Genomic DNA, 17,129 nt, shown 5'->3' on the forward strand with positions numbered 1-17,129 from the left:
GCGATCCAACTCTACGAAACGACAGGCCCGCGCGGAACATCGGACACTGAAAATCATCCAAACGGCGTACTTTTCGCGGTCTGAAAAGACATTCTCGCGGGCTGCAACGACAATAGTGCGGCACCGCGGCCGCCCCTGTTGGTTGGGGCGGCCGCGGTGCCGATCGCGGGCAGTCTTCCTGGCTATTTGGCCCGGCGCTGGCTTTCGCGCTGCTGGCTGAGCACCTCGACAAATTCCCGGTCGAGATCGACGATGCCGGTCCCGGCCACAGGTCCGGCGGAGGCAGCCGACGCCGGCGCCGACGGCTCCGACGTTGTCCCGGCGGACGGGCCGGTGGCGCTGCCTTCGTTCCCGCCGTCGCGCTTGGCAGCGGGGGTGGCGATGTCCACGGTGCGCCGCAGCGGCTCCTCCTTGATGAAGAGGATGGCCACCAGGGCGACCAGGCCGACGATCGCGGAGACCATAAAGATCTGCGCGGTGGCGTCACCGTAGGCGGCTCGCATGATTTCGCGGACGGGCTCCGGCAGGTCCTTGAGGTCCATGCTGGACCCGGATCCGCCCCCGGCGGGAATCCCGGCGGCGGCAAGGCCCTCGGTGGCGAGTTCCTTGACCCGGTTGCCCATGATGGCGCCCAGCACGGAGACGCCGATGGCGCCGCCGACCGACCGGAAGAACGCGACCGAGGCGCTGGCGGTTCCGATGTCGCTGGCCCGCACGGTGTTCTGCACCGCCAGGACGAGGTTCTGCATCAGCAGGCCCAGGCCGAGGCCGAGGACCGCGGTGTAGATGCCGGTCTGCCAGAGTTCGGTGGTGTGATCGATGGTTCCGGTCAGTCCGAGGCCGCTGATCAGCAGGATTGAGCCCGCGACCAGGTACCGCTTCCACTTCCCGGTCCGGCTGATCAGCTGTCCGGAGACCACCGAACCGATCAGGTTGCCGGCGATCATCGGCAGTGTCAGGAGACCCGCTTCGGTGGGCGATGCGCCGCGTGCCACCTGGAAGTACTGGCCGAGGAACGCGGAGGAACCGAACATCCCGACGCCGACGGCGATCGAGGCAAGGATGGCGAGGGCGGTGGTGCGCTGCGAGATGATCTTCAGCGGAATGATCGGCTGCGAGACCTTGGATTCGACCAGGACCAGCAGGGCCAGCAGGGCAATGCCGCCTCCCACCATGGCCGCGGTCTGCCAGGACCACCAGTCGTAGTAGTCGGGGTTGCCGGCGAAGGACACCCAGATCAGCAGCAGGCTCACGCCGGAGGTCAGCAGGATGGAGCCGAGCCAGTCGATCTTGGCAGGGCGCCGGACGTGCGGCAGCTTGAGGGTGACCTGCAGCAGGATGAGCGCGACAATGGCCAGCGGAACGCAGACGAAGAAGGTCCAGCGCCAGCCCAGCGGGCTGTCCACGATGAAGCCGCCGAGCAGCGGGCCGCCGGCGGTCCCCACGGCCATCACGGCACCCATGTAACCGGAGTACTTGCCGCGGTCGCGGGGCGGGATGATGGAGCCGATGATGGCCATGGCCAGCGCGGTGAGGCCGCCCATGGCGATGCCCTGGATCACGCGGGCGGTCAGCAGCAGCGGGATCGTCTCGGACAGGCCGGCCATGACGGACCCGGCGACGAAGATCACGATGCTGAGCTGGACCAGAACCTTCTTGTTGAAGAGGTCCGCGAGCTTGCCCCAGATGGGGGTGGTCGCCGCGTTGGCCAGCAGGGCCGCGGTGATGACCCAGGCGAAGTCGGTCTGGGTTCCGTTGAGCTCGGACATGATCGTGGGGAGCGCGTTCGCGACGATCGTGCTGCTAATGATCGCGGTGAAGAACGCGGCCAGCAGGCCGGTCAGGGCTTCCATAATCTGGCGGTGAGTCATCGCCACCGTTGGTGCCGGGGGCATTTCTGTGGTTGCTGCCATGGGGCGCTCCTTAAACAATTTCGGTCGTATTAGTGGATCCGGCCGTCGTTGCCCGGGCTGAGGTCCTCAGGGACTCAGCAAGTTTCTGCAAGGTTTTCGTTGTCTCTTCGACGTCCTGCTCACTCCAGTCCTGCAGGAAGCCCAGGAGTGTGGCGGCACGCTGGTCCTCGATGGAGCGGAGTTTCCCGATCCCCGAGTCGGAGAGCGCGATCAGCTGCGCCCGCCCGTCCAGGGGGTCGGGCCGGCGGACGACGTAGCCCTGCTCCTCCAGCTCGGCAATGTGCCGGCTAAGGACGGGCGCGCTGACCCCGAGCCGATCCGCGAGCTGGGTGGCGCGGGATTCGCCCTCCCCCACGAAGCGCAGGACGCCCTGGAGCGCCACGCCGGTGTCCTCCCCGCGAAGCTTGACGGCGGCGACGCAGCGCACAGCGCGCTGCAGATCGAAGATCTGGTGGACGAGTTTGGCTGCGGTGTCCGGCTCAACTGCCATGAGGGCTCCCTCTTTGCTTGCCTAAGGCAACAATATAGCAGGAAATTAGTTACTTTGGGAAACTAACCCTATTTCCGGGCTTAAATGCCGAGCGCGGACCGGCAGCAGTGCTGCCAGTCCGCGCTCGCTTGTCCTCGCGGGGATGGGGAGGTTATTGCTCAGGGCTCCACGTGGGTGGGGGCGAACATCCTCAGCAGGGTTTCGACGACGACGACGTTCGGACCGTCGCCGGCGAAACCGGCCCTGAGCGCGTCCCCGACGCCCTCAGGAGCAACCCGGACCGCCGGAACACCGAAGGCCTCGGCGAGCTTGACGAAATCAGGACGGGCGAGTTCCGTGGCGGTGGCCTTGCCGAAGGCGCCGACCATGTATTCGCGCAGGATGCCGTAACCGCCGTCGTCCACAATCAGCCAGGTGACCGGGACGTTGTGCTGCTTGGCCGTGGCCAGTTCGGAGATGGAGTACATCGCCGAGCCGTCGCCGGAGACGGCAAGCACCCTGGCCGAAGCGCCGGACTTGCCGGTGGTTTCCAGGCCGACGGCGCCACCGATCGCCGCCGGGAAACCGAAGCCGAGTCCGCCGGCGCCCTGCGCAGAGTGGAACTGGCCCTCGCGGGCGTCCCAGCAGCTCCAGGCCCAGTACGCGGAAATGGTCATGTCCCAGAAGGTCTGCATGCCGGAGGGCACGGCCTCCCGGATGTCCGCCATGAACTTCAGTTCCTTGCCCAGGTCCTGGGATTCCAGCCGGGCCTTGACCTTCGCGAGGGTGTCCTTCACCAGGGTCTCGGGTGGGGTGCCGTGCCAGTCCGCGCGCTTTCCGCGCGGTTCCGTCACGGCGGCGTCAAGGGCCGTGTCGAGCGCGGCCTCCAGGGCGGCGAGCGCCTGGCCGGCGTCGGCCCGGATGCCCAGGCCGGGGCTGTTGGATTCCAGCACGCGCGGTTCGGCATCGATCTGGATGATCCTGCCGCGCGGGGCAAAGGTGAAGTAGTTGGACGTGACTTCGCCCAGCGAGGAGCCGACAACGATCAGCACATCGGCGTCCTCAAGCAGCTCCGTCATGTACTGGTCCTCGATCCAGGACTGCAGCGAAAGCTCGTGGTTCCACGGGAACGCACCGTTCCCGCCGGGGGTGCAGATCACCGGGGCCCGCAGTCTCTCGGCGATGGAGAGCAACGACTTTTCGGCCCGGCCGCGGCGGGTGCCGCCGCCGGCGATGATGGCGGGACGTTCCGCCGCCGCGAGCCATTTGACGGCCTCGCGGACCAGTTCCACACGGGGCGGATTGTCCGCGGCTTCGGCGAGGGCGTCCTCCACCGGCGGCACCATGATCGGATCCAGCAGCACGTTCTGCGGGATTTCCAGCCAGACGGGGCCCTGCGGCGAGGAGATCGCCTCGGTCCAGGCGTCCTGAATGGCGGAGGGGATGCCGGAGGCGTGCTGGATCAGCCGCTGGCTCTTGGTGACGTTCGCGGCCGAGGCCTTCTGGTCATCGAGCTGGTGCAGCATGCCCTTGCGGCGGGCACCGAGTCCTTCCAGCGGGATCTGGCTCGCGACGACCACCATGGGAACACCGGTGGCATAGGCCTCCTGCAGGCCGGCCAGGGAGGTCAGCGCGCCGGGGCCGGTGGAGAGGAACAGGACACCGACCTCGCCGGTGGCCCGGGAGTAACCGTCCGCGGCGAAGGCCGAGTTGTTCTCCACCCGCGAGGAGACAAAATGCAGGTTTCCGCGGCCCATGGCGTCGAAGAGACCCAGCGCATGCTGGCCCGGGATGCCGAACACGGTTTTGGCGCCGAGCGCTTCGAGGGTTTCGACGACGAGGTCGCCGCCGTTGCGCACACCGGTCACCGGGTGGCTCCGCCCTCGGCACCCCGGCCCGCCGGGGCCGCGAAACCAGCCGGAGCCGCGAAGCCGGCCGGGCGGCGGGATTCCCGGCCGAGGGCCTGGGCCGCGTACCCGTTGGGCGTGCCGAAACGGTCGCCGTCAACCGCTCGGTCCGCCATCAGGGTGACGAGCTCATAAGCCACGTGGCTGGCGGCGACGCCGGTAATGTCCGCGTGGTCGTACGCGGGGGCGACCTCGACGACGTCGGCCCCGACCAGGTTCATGCCGCGGAAGCCGCGGATGATTTCCAGCAGCTCCCGGCTGGTAATGCCGCCCGCTTCCGGGGTTCCGGTGCCGGGCGCGTGGGCGGGATCCAGCACGTCGATGTCGACGGAGATGTAGAGCGGGCGGTTGCCGATCCGGTCGCGGACCTTGGCGACGGTTTCCAGCACGCCCTGGTAGTAGACGTCGGCGGAGGTGACGATGCCGAAGCCGAAGCGGTGGTCGTCGTCGAGGTCCTTCTTGCCGTAAAGCGGGCCGCGGGTGCCGATATGGCTGATGGCCTCGGTGTCCAGAATGCCTTCCTCGACGGCGCGGCGGAACGGGGTGCCGTGGGTGTATTCGGCGCCGAAGTAGGTGTCCCAGGTGTCCAGGTGCGCGTCGAAGTGGAGCATGGCAATGGGCTGGCCGGCGCGTTCGGCGGCGGCGCGCAGCAGCGGCAGGGCGATGGTGTGGTCCCCGCCGAGGGTCAGCAGCTTGCTGCCTGAGGCGGTCAGGTCCAGGGCGTTCTGCTGGATGGTCTCGATCGCTTCATGGATGTTGAAGGGGTTGACCGCCATGTCGCCGGCATCGGCCACCTGGATGTTTTCGAAGGGGCTGACGTCCCACGCCGGGTTGTACGGGCGCAGCAGCCGGCTGGCCTCGCGGATGTGGTTGGACCCGAAGCGGGCGCCGGGCCGGTACGAGACGCCCGAATCGAACGGCACGCCGACGACCGTGACGTCGGCCTTGGCGACCTGGTCCAGCCGCGGCAGGCGCGCGTAGGTGGCGGCTCCCGCGTAGCGCGGAATGCGGGATGAATCGATGGGGCCAAGGTTGCCATTGGCCTCGATGCGCAGCTCTTCCAAAAGAAAGCCTCTCCTTCGAGGATTGACCGACGGGTGTGACAGCCATCATACACTAGAAGTTTTTAATTGCGCATCAATTGTTTACCAGTTGACCTCCCTGGCCCCACCGATGGATCCTCAGGCGATTGCGGAGGCGCCCCGCTCCCCTGTCCGCACGCGGACGGCGTCGCGCACCTCGAAGGTCCAGATCTTGCCGTCCCCGAAGCTGCCCGTGCGGGCCGCCGTCATGATGGCGTCCATCACGCCGTCGAGCACATCCTCGTTGACCAGCACCTCAACCCTGACTTTGGGCAGGAGGGCCGAGGTGTACTCGGCGCCCCGGTACACCTCCACGTGACCGCGCTGCCGGCCGTAGCCACTGGCCGGGCTGACGGTCAGACCGTTGACGCCCAGTTCCTCCAGGGCCGTGCTGACGGCGTCGACGCGTTCCGGCCGCACGATCGCGGTGACGAGCTTCACGTGGAAACCTTGCCGCGGCTGCGCCCGCCCTCCGACTGGCTCTCGGCGGGCACTGCGTCAGCATCGGCCTTGCCGTGCGGATCCCCCGGGTGAAAGCTGCCGCCAACCATCAGGAGTTCGTAGGCTGTCTCGGCATGCTCGGTCACGTCAATGCCGTTGAGTTCGTCGGCTTCGGAGACCCTCATGCCCATGGTCTTGTGGATGATGAAGGCGATCAGCGTGGTCATCAGGCCACTCCACAGGGTGATGATGAGCGCGGTGAGCAGCTGCGGCCAGAACTGGGCCATGCCGCCGCCGTAGAACAGGCCGCCCTCCGTCTTGGCCGAGGGGAGGGCGAAGAAGCCCAGGGACAGGGTGCCCCACAGGCCGCCGACGAAGTGGACAGCCACCACGTCCAGGGAGTCATCCAGTCCGATCTTGAATTTCAGTCCCACAGCGAGCGCGCAGACCGCGCCCGCCACAACGCCGATCGCGATGGCGCCGATGGGGTCGACAAATCCGCAGGCCGGGGTCACGGCCACGAGTCCGGCCACTGCACCCGAGGCGGCACCCAGGGAGGTCGCGTGCCCGTCGCGGAGCCGTTCGATGAGCAGCCAGCCAAGCAGCGCCGCACTCGTTGCGAGCAGCGTGTTGGTCCAGGCCAGGGCCGCCGTGGCGTCGGCCGCCAGTTCGGAGCCGGCGTTGAACCCGAACCAGCCGAACCACAGCAGCCCCGCCCCGAGCATCACGAATGGCAGGTTGTGCGGGCGGATGTTCGGGTCCTTCATAAAGCCGAGCCGCTTGCCAAGGACCACCGCGAGCATCAGGCCGGCAATGCCGGCATTCATGTGCACCACCGTTCCGCCGGCGAAGTCGAGGGCCGAGATCTTGCTCCCGATGATGCCGTCGGCCCCAAAGATGCCGCCGCCCCAGACCCAGTGGGCAATGGGGGCGTAAACGAGGGTGACCCACAAGGCAGCGAAGAGCAGCCAGGGTCCGAACCGGACGCGTTCAGCGACGGCACCACTGATCAGTGCCACGGTAATAATGGCAAAGGTGGCCTGGAACCCGATGAACACCATGTCCGGCAGGCCGGCGGCCTTAGTGCCGATAGTGCCGGTCAGCCCGCTTAGGCCGAAATTGGCGAAGGGGTCGCCGACCAATCCGTTGAGTGAGTCAGGCCCGAACGCCATGCCGTAGCCCCACAGGGCCCAGACGACTCCCACAACGCCCATGGCGCCGAAGCTCATCATCATGATGTTCAGGACGGATTTCATCCGGACGAGGCCGCCGTAGAAGAAGGCCAGACCGGGAGTCATCAGGAGAACCAGCGCGGATGCCGCCAGCATCCATGCCGTCGCACCCGGGTCGAGGACCTGGGGATCAACTTCCATTGCTACTGCAAGCACAGCCATGTTCATTGTGGGAGCCTTCCTTGAGTGCCGGCGCTCCAAGGGCGCCGGATCGGCGAGACCATTACTGATGTCGGCACAATTGCCCGTCCCTCCCCCGTAACTGACGCTATCGGGGGCGTGTTTCAAGCGGGCTGTGCCGATATTGCGGCCACGTAACAAGGGAAGCGCCAAAGCTAAATCGGTGTTTCGGGCACGTTAACAGCATGTGACGTACATCTCACAAGGCTCGCGGCCCGGCTAGTGGACCCTAGCGGCTCGCGGCGGGGACCAGCACCCAGAGGACCTCGACGGCATCGTCCGTCGGATTCACCCAGGTGTGCGGCTCGCGGCCCGGGAACGTGACGGTGTCCCCCGAATGCAGCACGAATTCCTCGTTCGTGAGGATCAGCCGGATGCTGCCGTTGACGACGTGCAGCACGTCGACGTCGCAGTCCACCGCGTACAGTTCCGATTCCCCCCGCCCCCGTGGCTCGATCACGGCCTGGATGATCTGCACCCGGCGCTCGGAGCGCGCGGTCAGCAGCCGCTCCACGATCCCTTCGCCGCCGAGCGAAATCCGCGGGCCCTCGTTCTTCTTGGTGAGATGCGTTTCCGGTGCGGCAAAAAGATCGCCGATCGAGATGGAGAGCACCTGGCAGAGCGTCACGAGGGACGCGACCGAGGGTGAGGTGAGGTCGCGCTCGACCCGGCTGAGGAACCCCTTGGTGAGCCCGGTGGCATCGGCAACCTGCTCGATAGTGAGCCGCTGCGACTGCCGGGCGGCGCGGATCCGGGAACCGATGGCAACGGGAACGTTGCTCGGTTCAACTGGTAGAGCCTTCATTTAGGAACCTTTCACGGCCGGCCGCTCGGCCCCATCATTGGAGCAATACTAGCGGGACGGCATCCCCGGCGGCCGGAACCACCTGCGACGCGTCATACGCCTTGACTGTTACGCGGATCACATCTACTCTTTGGCAACAAGTGTTGCCTATGGGGCAATAGCTGCCGCCGAACCGCGGTGGTGTTGCCCGGCCAGGGGACACTTTCCGCAGGCACCCGTCACCGTACCCGTCAAGAAGCACCCGATCGCTGCCGCCCTGTGGCGTGCCGGCCGGTTCGGCCCTGCTTCGAACAGCTCCGAGGAGCCCTTAATGGACGCAAGTTTCGTCAACATCGCCATTGTGGTGGTGTACCTGGTCGCCATGCTGGCGTTTGGCTGGTGGGGCAAGTCCCGCACCAAGAACAACAGCGACTTCCTGGTAGCCGGCCGCCGCCTCGGCCCGTTCCTCTATACCGGAACCATGGCCGCCGTCGTGCTCGGTGGCGCCTCCACCGTCGGCGGCGTCGGCCTCGGCTACAAATTCGGCATCTCCGGCATGTGGCTCGTAGTCGCGATCGGCGCCGGCGTGCTGCTGCTCAGCCTGCTCTTCGCCGGCACCATCCAGAAACTCAGGATCTACACGGTCTCCCAGATGCTGAGCCTGCGCTACGGCAGCCACGCCACCCAGACCTCGGGCATCGTTATGCTCGCCTACACGCTGATGCTCTGCGCCACGTCCACCGGCGCCTACGCCACCATCTTCGTGGTGCTCTTCGGCTGGGACCGCGCCCTTGCCATCGCCATCGGCGGCGCGATCGTCCTGGTCTATTCCACCATCGGCGGCATGTGGTCCATCACCCTGGCCGACCAGGTCCAGTTCGTCATCAAGACGGTCGGGATCTTCTTCCTGATGCTCCCGCTGACGCTCAACGCTGCCGGCGGCTTCGAGGGGATCCGCGCCCGCGTGGACGCCAGTTTCTTCCAGATTGACGGCATCGGCATCCAGACGATCATCACCTACTTCGTCGTCTACACCCTGGGCCTGCTGATCGGCCAGGACATCTGGCAGCGCGTTTTCACCGCCAAGACGCCCACGGTCGCACGCTGGGGCGGCGCCACAGCCGGCATCTACTGCATCCTTTACGGTGCCGCCGGCGCCCTGATCGGCCTCGGCGCCCGCGTCGCCCTGCCGGACATCGACGTCAAGGCCCTCGGCAAGGACGTTGTCTACGCCGAGGTCGCCACCAACCTGCTGCCGATCGGCATCGGCGGCCTGGTGCTCGCCGCGGCCGTCGCCGCCATGATGTCCACGGCCTCGGGCGCCCTGATCGCTGCCGCCACGGTGGCCCGCGCCGACGTCCTGCCGTTCGTTGCCGGCTGGTTCGGCAAGACCATCAACACCGACGACACGGACAACCCGGAGCACGACGTCAGGGCCAACCGCATGTGGGTCCTGGGCCTCGGCATTGTGGCGATCGTGATCGCCATCATCACCAAGGACGTCGTCGCGGCCCTGACCATCGCCTACGACATCCTCGTCGGCGGCCTCCTGGTTGCCATCCTCGGCGGCCTGGTCTGGAAGCGCGGCACCGGCATCGCCGCGGCTGCCTCCATGGCCGTGGGCTCGGTCATCACACTGGGCACCATGATCGTCCTGGAGATCAACGCGGAGGTCCCGCTGGACGGCATCTACGCCAACGAACCGATCTACTACGGCCTGCTGGCCTCCGCGATCGTCTACATTGCGGTGTCGCTGCTGACCAGGCCGACGGATCCCGCGGTCATGGTCAACTGGCACCGGCGGGTGGCCGGCGTTGCGGCCGAGGAAGAACAGGTCCCCGTCCTGACGCACTAGGGCCTGCACGCACCAGTTCCGGACGGACCAGGCTCCGGACCGCGAGGGTGCGGTCCCACGAACGTCCTGACGCTCCAAGGTCCGGACCGCGGCTTAAAGTTCGACGGCGGCGCCCCCTTTCCGGGGGCGCCGCCGACGGACGTTCAAGCCGCCGGGGGCATCATTCGTTTTCCTCCGGCTCAAGGAATTCCTGCCCTTCCAGGGGCACCACCGGCGTCTCGTCGCCCAGGAAGTCCTCCTCCTCGAGGGGAACGAGCCGATCGGCCTCCTCCAGCAGCTCGTCCTCCTCGCTCTCCTCGCCATCGCCCACGGGCGCGTCCTCGGCGAAGTCGTAAGCGGGGTCGGACTCGAGGGAATCCCGGGCCGGCTGGATTGGACTTGAGCCGATGTTGTCCATGATGCAACCTCCGTGTGACTGGGGTGGCGGCAAGGGCCCCGGAGGGCCCGCCCTGGGTTTCATTCGAACACCGGGAACCCGGACGGTCAAGGGCTCCCGTCGAGCCCGATCCCGACAGCCTCGAAAGGCCCTGCGGCTCCGGCCCTTTTACGGTCCGCCTAAACTCTGCACTAAGGATCGCCAGCCGAAAATCCGCGGAAATACGGGGTACGCTGGATACGCAATGGGGCCGAACCATGCCCTTTTCAAGCCCAGGAGCTTCCGTGTCCCAGCACGCCACATCTGACCCGTTCAACCCAGAACCCCACCACGAATCCCGCCACGAGGTGCCCGCAGGCCCCGCAGCACCGCCCGCCGCGGCTCCGCCCGCCGCAGCGCAGGGAGACGCAGCGCCGGGGGCTGCAAAGCCCAGCCCCGCGGACATCAAGCGGTGGCGGCAATACCTCGCCGACGAACGGGCCGAAGCCTCCGTCTACCGTGACCTGGCCCAAAACCGCCGGGGCGAGGAACGCCAGATCCTGCTTGCCCTGGCTGAAGCCGAAGGCCGCCACGAGGCGCACTGGCTCCAGCTGCTCGGCGAGCATGCCGGCCGGCCCCGCCCCGCCTCGCTCCGCAGCCAGCTGCTGGGCTTCCTGGCCCGCCACTTCGGCTCGGTCTTTGTCCTGGCCCTCGCCCAACGGGCCGAAAGCCGTTCGCCGTACGCCAACGACCCCTCGGCCACCCCGGCCATGGTCGCCGACGAACAGATCCACGAGGAAGTCGTCCGCGGGCTCGCGACCCGGGGCCGCAACCGGCTGGCCGGCACCTTCCGCGCGGCCGTCTTCGGTGCCAACGACGGGCTGGTCAGCAACCTTTCCCTCGTCATGGGCATGGCCGCATCCGGCGTGGGCAGTTCCGTGGTCCTGCTCAGCGGTGTCGCCGGGCTCCTGGCCGGGGCGCTGTCCATGGGGGCCGGCGAGTTCATTTCCGTACGCTCGCAGCGCGAACTCCTGGCCGCGACCCGCCCCACCCAGATCACCCTGGCCGCCGCACCCTCGCTGGACATCGAGCACAACGAACTCCTGCTGGTCTACCTGGCCCGCGGCATGTCGCGGGAGGCTGCCGAACACCGTGTCGCGGAACGGATGGGCCTGCTCGACTGCGACTGCGACCCCAGCCTTTCGCTGCAGCCGGAGCTGCCGGAGGCCCGCGACGAGCACGAAGCCGTCGGCACCGCCTGGAGCGCGGCGGCGTCGAGCTTCTGCTTCTTCGCCTCCGGCGCGATCGTGCCGATTCTGCCCTTCGTCCTGGGCATGACCGGCGTTGCGGCCCTCGCGGTGTCCGCCGTTCTGGTGGGCCTGGCACTGCTGTTCACCGGCGGCGTCGTCGGTCTCCTCTCCGGCACCTCGCCCACCTCCCGCGGCCTCCGGCAGCTGGCCATCGGCATGGGCGCCGCCGGTGTGACGTATCTGCTGGGCATGGCCTTCGGCGCCGTGGTTTCTTAGTGGACGGTCCTGAGTTCCGGGACCGGACACCGCGGCACAGCCGTTCCCGCACCACGTGGCGGATCATCCGGGGCCTCGCCACCGCAGCCCTGATTGCCGGCGCCGCGTTCCTGGCCGCCGGCGTCATCTACGGGGATCCGCGTTTCGCCGGGCTCTTCGAAGTCAGCCGGGGAACCGGGCCGGGCAGGTCGATGGCGGGGCAGGCAGGCCAGCCGGGCCAGTCCGGGCAGCCGGCGGCGGCTGAAGCCGTGCGGACCGACACTCCCCCGCCCGGGCTGGAGGAGCAGGACGCGCCGCTGGGCCGCCCGCAGAAACCGGCCGTTCCCAGCAGCTCGTACAAGTTCCTGGCCGTGAACGACGACGGCACGCCGGTGGGCTACTCGCCCTGCCGGCCGCTGCATTTTGTGGTGAACGCGGCACTCGCACCGGAGGGCGCCGAACGCCTGGTTGACGACGCGATCAGGACCGTGTCCCGGGCGACCGGCATCAGATTCGTCAACGACGGTCCCACCGCCGAGCAGCCATCCCAGTCCCGTGTCCCCTACCAGCAGGACCTCTACGGCGAACGCTGGGCGCCGCTGCTGATCGCGTGGACCACCCCGGAGCAGGCCCCGCAGCTCAAGGGCCCGGTGATCGGCACCGGCGGCAGCACCCACTTCAGCTTCGGCGCCGGACCCAAAAGCTTTGTCACCGGCAGCCTGGAACTCGACGCTCCGCAGATCGCCGAGGACCTCGACCGGCGGGATGGAGCCGCGTATGCCACTGCGGTGATCCTGCACGAACTCGGCCATGTCATGGGGCTGGAGCATGTGGACGACCCCACGCAGCTGATGTACCCCGAGATCGGCGCCCCGGACGGCCTGGCCGCCGGCGATCTGAACGGCCTGTACGAGCTGGGCAAGGCGCAGTGCCGCAAGGACCTGTGAGCGCCTAACGGTCCAGGACGGCGAGCGCCTCCTCCACGGTGTCCACCAGGAAGATCCGGCTCTCCATCCCCCGCCCCGCGGCGAGGCTCTGCAACAGGGGCCAGGCCGGGTAGCGCCGCAGCCAGTGTTCCTGTCCCACCAGCACCATCGGCATGATGGTTTCCGGGGTGCCGTAGTAGTTCTCGCAGGCATCCTGGAAAATCTCCTGCACGGTGCCTCCGGATCCCGGCAGGAAGACAATGCCGCCGTTGCACAGCTCCAGCAGGATGGCCTCGCGGATGGCGTTCGCGAAGTACTTGGCAATGTGGGTGGCGAAGAAGTTCGGCGGCTCGTGCCCGTAGAACCAGGTGGGGATCCCCAGTGACGGGGTGCCCTCCGGATGGCGCTCGACGACGGCGGCGGCAGTACGCGTCCACGCCGAAACGGAAGGCCGGAAACCGGGAACCGCGGCGAGGTCGTCCAGTGCCCGTCGGAAATCCTGTTCCTTGGCGTGGCTCAGGTAGGCGCCGAGGTTGGCGGCCTCCATGGTGCCGGGACCGCCGCCGGTGGCAACCACCCGGCCGTCCCGGGCCAGCAGCCGCCCCAGCAGCGCGGCCTCCTCGAAAACGCCGGAACCGCGCCGCGCCGCATGCCCGCCCATCACGCCCACCATGGTCCGGCCCACGCAGAGTTCGGAGCGGGTCAGCTCCTCGAGGGCGTCGCCGATTGAGTGGTCGTGCAGGGCCGCGGCCAGGGTCGCGTCCAGGCGGTGGCGCTGTCCCGGCTGGATGCTCCACTGGTACACCCTGGCGTCCAGGGTGTCCTCGTAGCGTGATTCGCCGATCCCCTCGTAGAGCTCCTGCGGGGTGTACAGCCGTGAGCGGTACGGATTGAACGGCACCGCCTCAAGCTTGGGGAAGATGAGGGCGCCACGGCCGCGCAGCGCATCCTCCACGCCGTCGTCAAAAGTGCACCCGAGGAAGATCCCGCCCTGCGCGTTCATGGCCTCGAGCTGTGCGGTGCGTCCGCGCAGGTCCAGCGACTGGGCATGCCAGCCCTGCATGGTCCTGGCCCCGGCCTCGACCAGCCGGTCGAAGCTGTCCAGGCTTTCGACCTCCAGCGTTCGCGGGCTCGGGTGCAGGCTGCGGGCGGCGTTCATAGTGCCAGCCTAATGGGGGTGTAGCCGTAGCTCCCTTCAACGCATCGGCTCCGCCGCGGCAGGCACAGGGGGAACCAACACGGAGGTGCCCCCGCCGAAACCGGCGGAGGCACCTGCGTCGAGGTCCGGATCTTGAGGTCCGGACCGCGTCAGGAAACCTGGAGGCCGCCGTTGATGTCATAGGTGGCGGCGGTAATGTAGCCGGCATCCTGTCCCAGCAGGAAGGCGATCAGGGCCGCCACGTCCTCGCGGGTGCCGACCCGGCCCATCATGATGCCCTCGGACATCTGGGCCTTGCGCTCGTCGCTCAGCGCACCGCCCATGATGTCCGTGTCGATCGGACCGGGTGCGATGGCGTTGACAGTCACGCCGAATTCGCCCACTTCCCGGGCCAGGGCCCTGGTGAACCCGATGATACCGGCCTTGGAGGCGCTGTAGGCAACCTTGGAGTAGGTGCCGCCGCCACGCTGGGCGGAGATGGAGGAGATGCTCACAATCCGCCCGAGCTTGCGCTCGATCATTCCCTTGAGCACCCGCTGGGAGACGATGAAGGTCCCCCGCATGTTGATGGCGAAAACCTTGTCCCACTCCTCGACGGTCGTTTCCATGAACGGCGTCGGGGAGCTGATGCCCGCCAGGTTGGCCAGGGCAACAATCGGCGGCAGCGAATCTTCAATCTCGGTGACCGCCCGGTCAACGGACGCCGCATCGGAGACATCCGCCCCGACGCCGATGGCCTTGACCGCGCGGTTGGAGCCGATCTCGGCGGCGGCAGCTTTGGCGTCCTCGGCGTTGATGTCCAGGATGGCGATGGACCATCCCTCGCTGGCCATCCGGTCGGCGGCGGCGCGGCCGATGCCTCGAGCCGATGCAGCGCCGGTCAGGACAACCGTGCGTTCGGTGGGGAAAGTGGTTGCGCTCATTTTGTGTTTCCTTTGGGGATGTCGGGGTCAGGAGATCTTGGCGGCGGCCGTGGAGCCGGTGGTCGCTGCGGCGGCCGCGGCCACTGCGGGATCCAGCGCGGCATCGCCTTCGGGGCGTTTGCGGGCGTAGAGGTAGGTTGCCACCGCGGTAATGCACAGGCACAGGGACAGGAACAGCAGGCCGCTTTGGTTGCTGCCCGTGGCGTCGTTCAGGAGTCCGACGGCGTAGGGGGCAACGAAACCGCCCAGGTTGCCCAGTGAGTTGATCATGGCCAGGCCGGCGGCAGCGGCGGCCCCCGTCAGGGCAGCGGAAGGCATGGACAGGAACGGTGCGATGGCGCCGTAGATGCCCATGGCCGAGGCCGTCAGCCCGATCATGGCCAGAATGGGGTTGACGGGCAGCAGGTATCCTGCGGCCAGCAGGCCCATACCGGCCAGCAGCATGCTGACGGCGGTGTGCCAGGCGCGCTTTCCGGTCCGGTCCGCACGCTTGCTCCAGAAGTAGACGAAGACGGCGGCCACGGTGTACGGGATGCAGACGATGAACCCGATCTGGGGGGTGGTGAACTTGCCGAGGGCGGCGACGATCGTGGGCATCCACAGTCCCAGCCCATAGATGCCGCAGACCAGTCCGAAGTAGAGGGCGGAGTAGACCAGGGTGCGCTTGTCCTTGAGGCCGGCCAGGAAGTTGTGGTTGCCGGCGCCGGACTTGGCGGCCAGTTCGGCTTCCATGGTGCCCGCAAGCCATTCCCGCTCGTCAGTGTCGAGCCATGTGGCATCCCGCGGGCGGTCGGTCATGAGGATGGGGGTGAGCAGGCCCAGGAGGATGGCCGGGATGCCCTCGATGATGTACAGCCACTGCCAGCCCTGGAGGCCCATGACGCCGTCCATCTGCAGGAGCAGCCCGGACACCGGGGCACCCAGGGCGTTGGACACCGGCTGGGCCAGAATGAAGATGCCGAGCACGGTCACACGCTGCGCGGCGGGGAACCAGAGAGTCAGGTAGAAGAGGATTGCCGGGAAGAACCCCGCCTCGGCCGCCCCCAGCAGGAAGCGGACGATATAGTACGTGGATTCGCCGTTCACCAGGCACATGGCCGTGGCGAAGATGCCCCAGGTAATGAGGATGCGGGCCAGCCACTTGCGTGCGCCGAACCGGTACATGCCTGCATTGCTCGGGATCTCAAGGAGCGCGTAGCCGAGGAAGAAGATGCCGGCGCCCAGCCCGTACGCGGCGGCGTTCAGGCCGATGTCCTCGCTCATGGTGAGTTTGGCGAAGCCGACGTTGTTGCGGTCAAGGTAGGCGACAAAGTAGAGCAGGACGATCAGCGGCATAACGCGGCGGCGGACCTTGCGGAGCGTGCGCTCGCCAAGCTCGCCGAGTCCGGCGGACTTTTGGGAGAGGGAAGTCATCATCGACCTTCTGTTTAACGGGGTCCGCACCGGCGGTGGTGGCGGAGCTCCGTGGGGAGGGTGGGGAGGCTCAGTCCTGGCGCAACGGCTCGAAAGCAACTGAGTCAGATGTCAGACATCTGATGGAAGAGCATGAGGAAGAGCATAAAAGAGTGACGTGGGTTACGTCAACCCCCGGCGGGTGTGCGCATGTTGGGTCAGGACGCCGCGTTGTGCACGTAGCGCTCGTAGTCCCGGTACGTCTGGTCCATGTGTTCGTCCATGCTGCGCCGGGCCAGTTCGGCGTCACCGCTCAGGATCCCGTCCAGGACCTTCTGGTGGTACTCGATGGCGTGCAGCTGGATTTCCTCGACGGCTGACGTTTCGCGCCGCTTCACGTACAGGAGCTGCCCCAGCTGGGCGAACAGCGCCCGCACAAACGGATTGCCCGAGGCTTTCAGCACGGCGTCGTGGAAGCCGATGTCCGCCGCCACAAAGGCATCCAGGTCGCCGGAATCATGGAAGCGTTTCATGTCCGCGATGCACTCGCGCATCTGCTGGGCATGTTCGGGGGTGTGACGTTTGGCCGCCAGCGCGGCGGCCCCGGTTTCCACCATGCGGCGCATCTCAATCAGGCCCGCGCCCACCTGCTCCGCCCCGCTGCCGTGCGAGGCGGCCTTGAAGATCGCATCAAGGCCGGTCCAGTTGTCGGACGGGTTGACGAAGGTTCCGCGGCCGGCTTTCACGTAGAGGATGTTCTGCGCGCGCAGGGCCTTCAGCGCTTCGCGCACCGTCAGGCGGCTGACATCGTAGGCCTTGGCGATGTCGGCCTCAGGGGGAATGGCCTGGTGGGGCTGCAGTTTGCCGTCCAGGATGTCGGCGAGCAGGCCGTCGACGAGGTCGTCAACGAGTGTCCTGCGGCCCATCGCGGCTCCCACCTTCAGTCCTGCCTTTTGCTCCCGGTGCCATCCACATTACAGAAGCCGCCGGACGCGGCGGGAGCCAC

General features: G+C 67.4%; 15 protein-coding genes. 3 read left to right on the forward strand and 12 right to left on the reverse strand.

Annotation, left to right across the window (positions count from 1 at the left end; genetic code table 11):
- Window positions 1–182: 182 nt before the first annotated feature.
- The 7 genes from BJQ90_RS01560 to BJQ90_RS01590 all read right to left on the reverse strand — a co-directional run bounded on the left by BJQ90_RS01560 (window position 183) and on the right by BJQ90_RS01590 (window position 8,029).
- The gene (locus BJQ90_RS01560; protein WP_226758552.1) at window positions 183–1,913 is read right to left on the reverse strand and encodes an MFS transporter; all 1,731 of its coding nucleotides are present in this window, start codon (window positions 1,911–1,913) and stop codon (window positions 183–185) included.
- A gap of 10 nt (window positions 1,914–1,923) precedes the next feature.
- On the reverse strand, window positions 1,924–2,403 hold the full coding sequence (locus BJQ90_RS01565; RefSeq protein ID WP_226758553.1) for a MarR family winged helix-turn-helix transcriptional regulator: 480 nt from the start codon (window positions 2,401–2,403) through the stop codon (window positions 1,924–1,926).
- 158 nt (window positions 2,404–2,561) lie between these two features.
- Window positions 2,562–4,250: a thiamine pyrophosphate-binding protein gene (locus BJQ90_RS01570; protein WP_226758554.1), complete on the reverse strand. Its 1,689-nt coding sequence runs from the start codon at window positions 4,248–4,250 to the stop codon at window positions 2,562–2,564.
- Complete coding sequence (gene speB, locus BJQ90_RS01575) at window positions 4,247–5,353, reverse strand: agmatinase (RefSeq protein ID WP_226758555.1); 1,107 nt, start codon at window positions 5,351–5,353, stop codon at window positions 4,247–4,249. The genes BJQ90_RS01570 and speB overlap by 4 nt, the downstream gene beginning before the upstream one ends.
- A gap of 117 nt (window positions 5,354–5,470) precedes the next feature.
- On the reverse strand, window positions 5,471–5,812 hold the full coding sequence (locus BJQ90_RS01580; RefSeq protein ID WP_226758556.1) for a P-II family nitrogen regulator: 342 nt from the start codon (window positions 5,810–5,812) through the stop codon (window positions 5,471–5,473).
- Window positions 5,809–7,206, reverse strand: a complete 1,398-nt coding sequence (locus tag BJQ90_RS01585; RefSeq protein ID WP_413463622.1) for an ammonium transporter — start codon at window positions 7,204–7,206, stop codon at window positions 5,809–5,811. The genes BJQ90_RS01580 and BJQ90_RS01585 overlap by 4 nt, the downstream gene beginning before the upstream one ends.
- Before the next feature lie 247 nt (window positions 7,207–7,453).
- On the reverse strand, window positions 7,454–8,029 hold the full coding sequence (locus BJQ90_RS01590) for a helix-turn-helix domain-containing protein (RefSeq protein ID WP_226758558.1): 576 nt from the start codon (window positions 8,027–8,029) through the stop codon (window positions 7,454–7,456).
- Window positions 8,030–8,339: 310 nt separating this feature from the next.
- Here BJQ90_RS01590 and BJQ90_RS01595 point away from each other — a divergent pair, with 310 nt between their 5' ends.
- Complete coding sequence (locus BJQ90_RS01595) at window positions 8,340–9,863, forward strand: sodium:solute symporter (RefSeq protein WP_226758559.1); 1,524 nt, start codon at window positions 8,340–8,342, stop codon at window positions 9,861–9,863.
- Between the two features lie 160 nt (window positions 9,864–10,023).
- On the opposite strand, the gene BJQ90_RS01600 is transcribed toward BJQ90_RS01595, so the two are convergent.
- Entirely contained in the window at window positions 10,024–10,260 is a 237-nt protein-coding gene (locus BJQ90_RS01600) for a hypothetical protein (RefSeq protein WP_226758560.1), read from the reverse strand.
- A 263-nt stretch (window positions 10,261–10,523) separates the two neighbouring features.
- Between BJQ90_RS01600 and BJQ90_RS01605 the strand changes: the two genes are divergently transcribed.
- Together BJQ90_RS01605 and BJQ90_RS01610 are read left to right on the forward strand one after the other, a co-directional pair.
- Window positions 10,524–11,744: a VIT1/CCC1 transporter family protein gene (locus BJQ90_RS01605; protein WP_226758561.1), complete on the forward strand. Its 1,221-nt coding sequence runs from the start codon at window positions 10,524–10,526 to the stop codon at window positions 11,742–11,744.
- A complete protein-coding gene (locus BJQ90_RS01610; RefSeq protein WP_226758562.1) occupies window positions 11,744–12,670 on the forward strand; it encodes a matrixin family metalloprotease in 927 nt (308 codons plus the stop codon). Before BJQ90_RS01605 ends, BJQ90_RS01610 begins: the two co-directional genes overlap by 1 nt.
- 4 nt (window positions 12,671–12,674) lie before the next feature.
- On the opposite strand, the gene BJQ90_RS01615 is transcribed toward BJQ90_RS01610, so the two are convergent.
- From BJQ90_RS01615 to BJQ90_RS01630, 4 genes are all read right to left on the reverse strand, one after another.
- Complete coding sequence (locus tag BJQ90_RS01615; protein WP_226758563.1) at window positions 12,675–13,808, reverse strand: LOG family protein; 1,134 nt, start codon at window positions 13,806–13,808, stop codon at window positions 12,675–12,677.
- A 149-nt stretch (window positions 13,809–13,957) separates the two neighbouring features.
- Window positions 13,958–14,731, reverse strand: a complete 774-nt coding sequence (locus tag BJQ90_RS01620; protein ID WP_226758564.1) for an SDR family NAD(P)-dependent oxidoreductase — start codon at window positions 14,729–14,731, stop codon at window positions 13,958–13,960.
- Window positions 14,732–14,758: 27 nt separating this feature from the next.
- On the reverse strand, window positions 14,759–16,147 hold the full coding sequence (locus tag BJQ90_RS01625; protein ID WP_413463623.1) for an MFS transporter: 1,389 nt from the start codon (window positions 16,145–16,147) through the stop codon (window positions 14,759–14,761).
- A gap of 194 nt (window positions 16,148–16,341) precedes the next feature.
- On the reverse strand, window positions 16,342–17,049 hold the full coding sequence (locus BJQ90_RS01630) for a FadR/GntR family transcriptional regulator (protein ID WP_226758565.1): 708 nt from the start codon (window positions 17,047–17,049) through the stop codon (window positions 16,342–16,344).
- Window positions 17,050–17,129: the final 80 nt, after the last annotated feature.

It is taken from the genome of Arthrobacter sp. SO3 (genome assembly GCF_020532825.1).
Classification (GTDB): domain Bacteria; phylum Actinomycetota; class Actinomycetes; order Actinomycetales; family Micrococcaceae; genus Arthrobacter.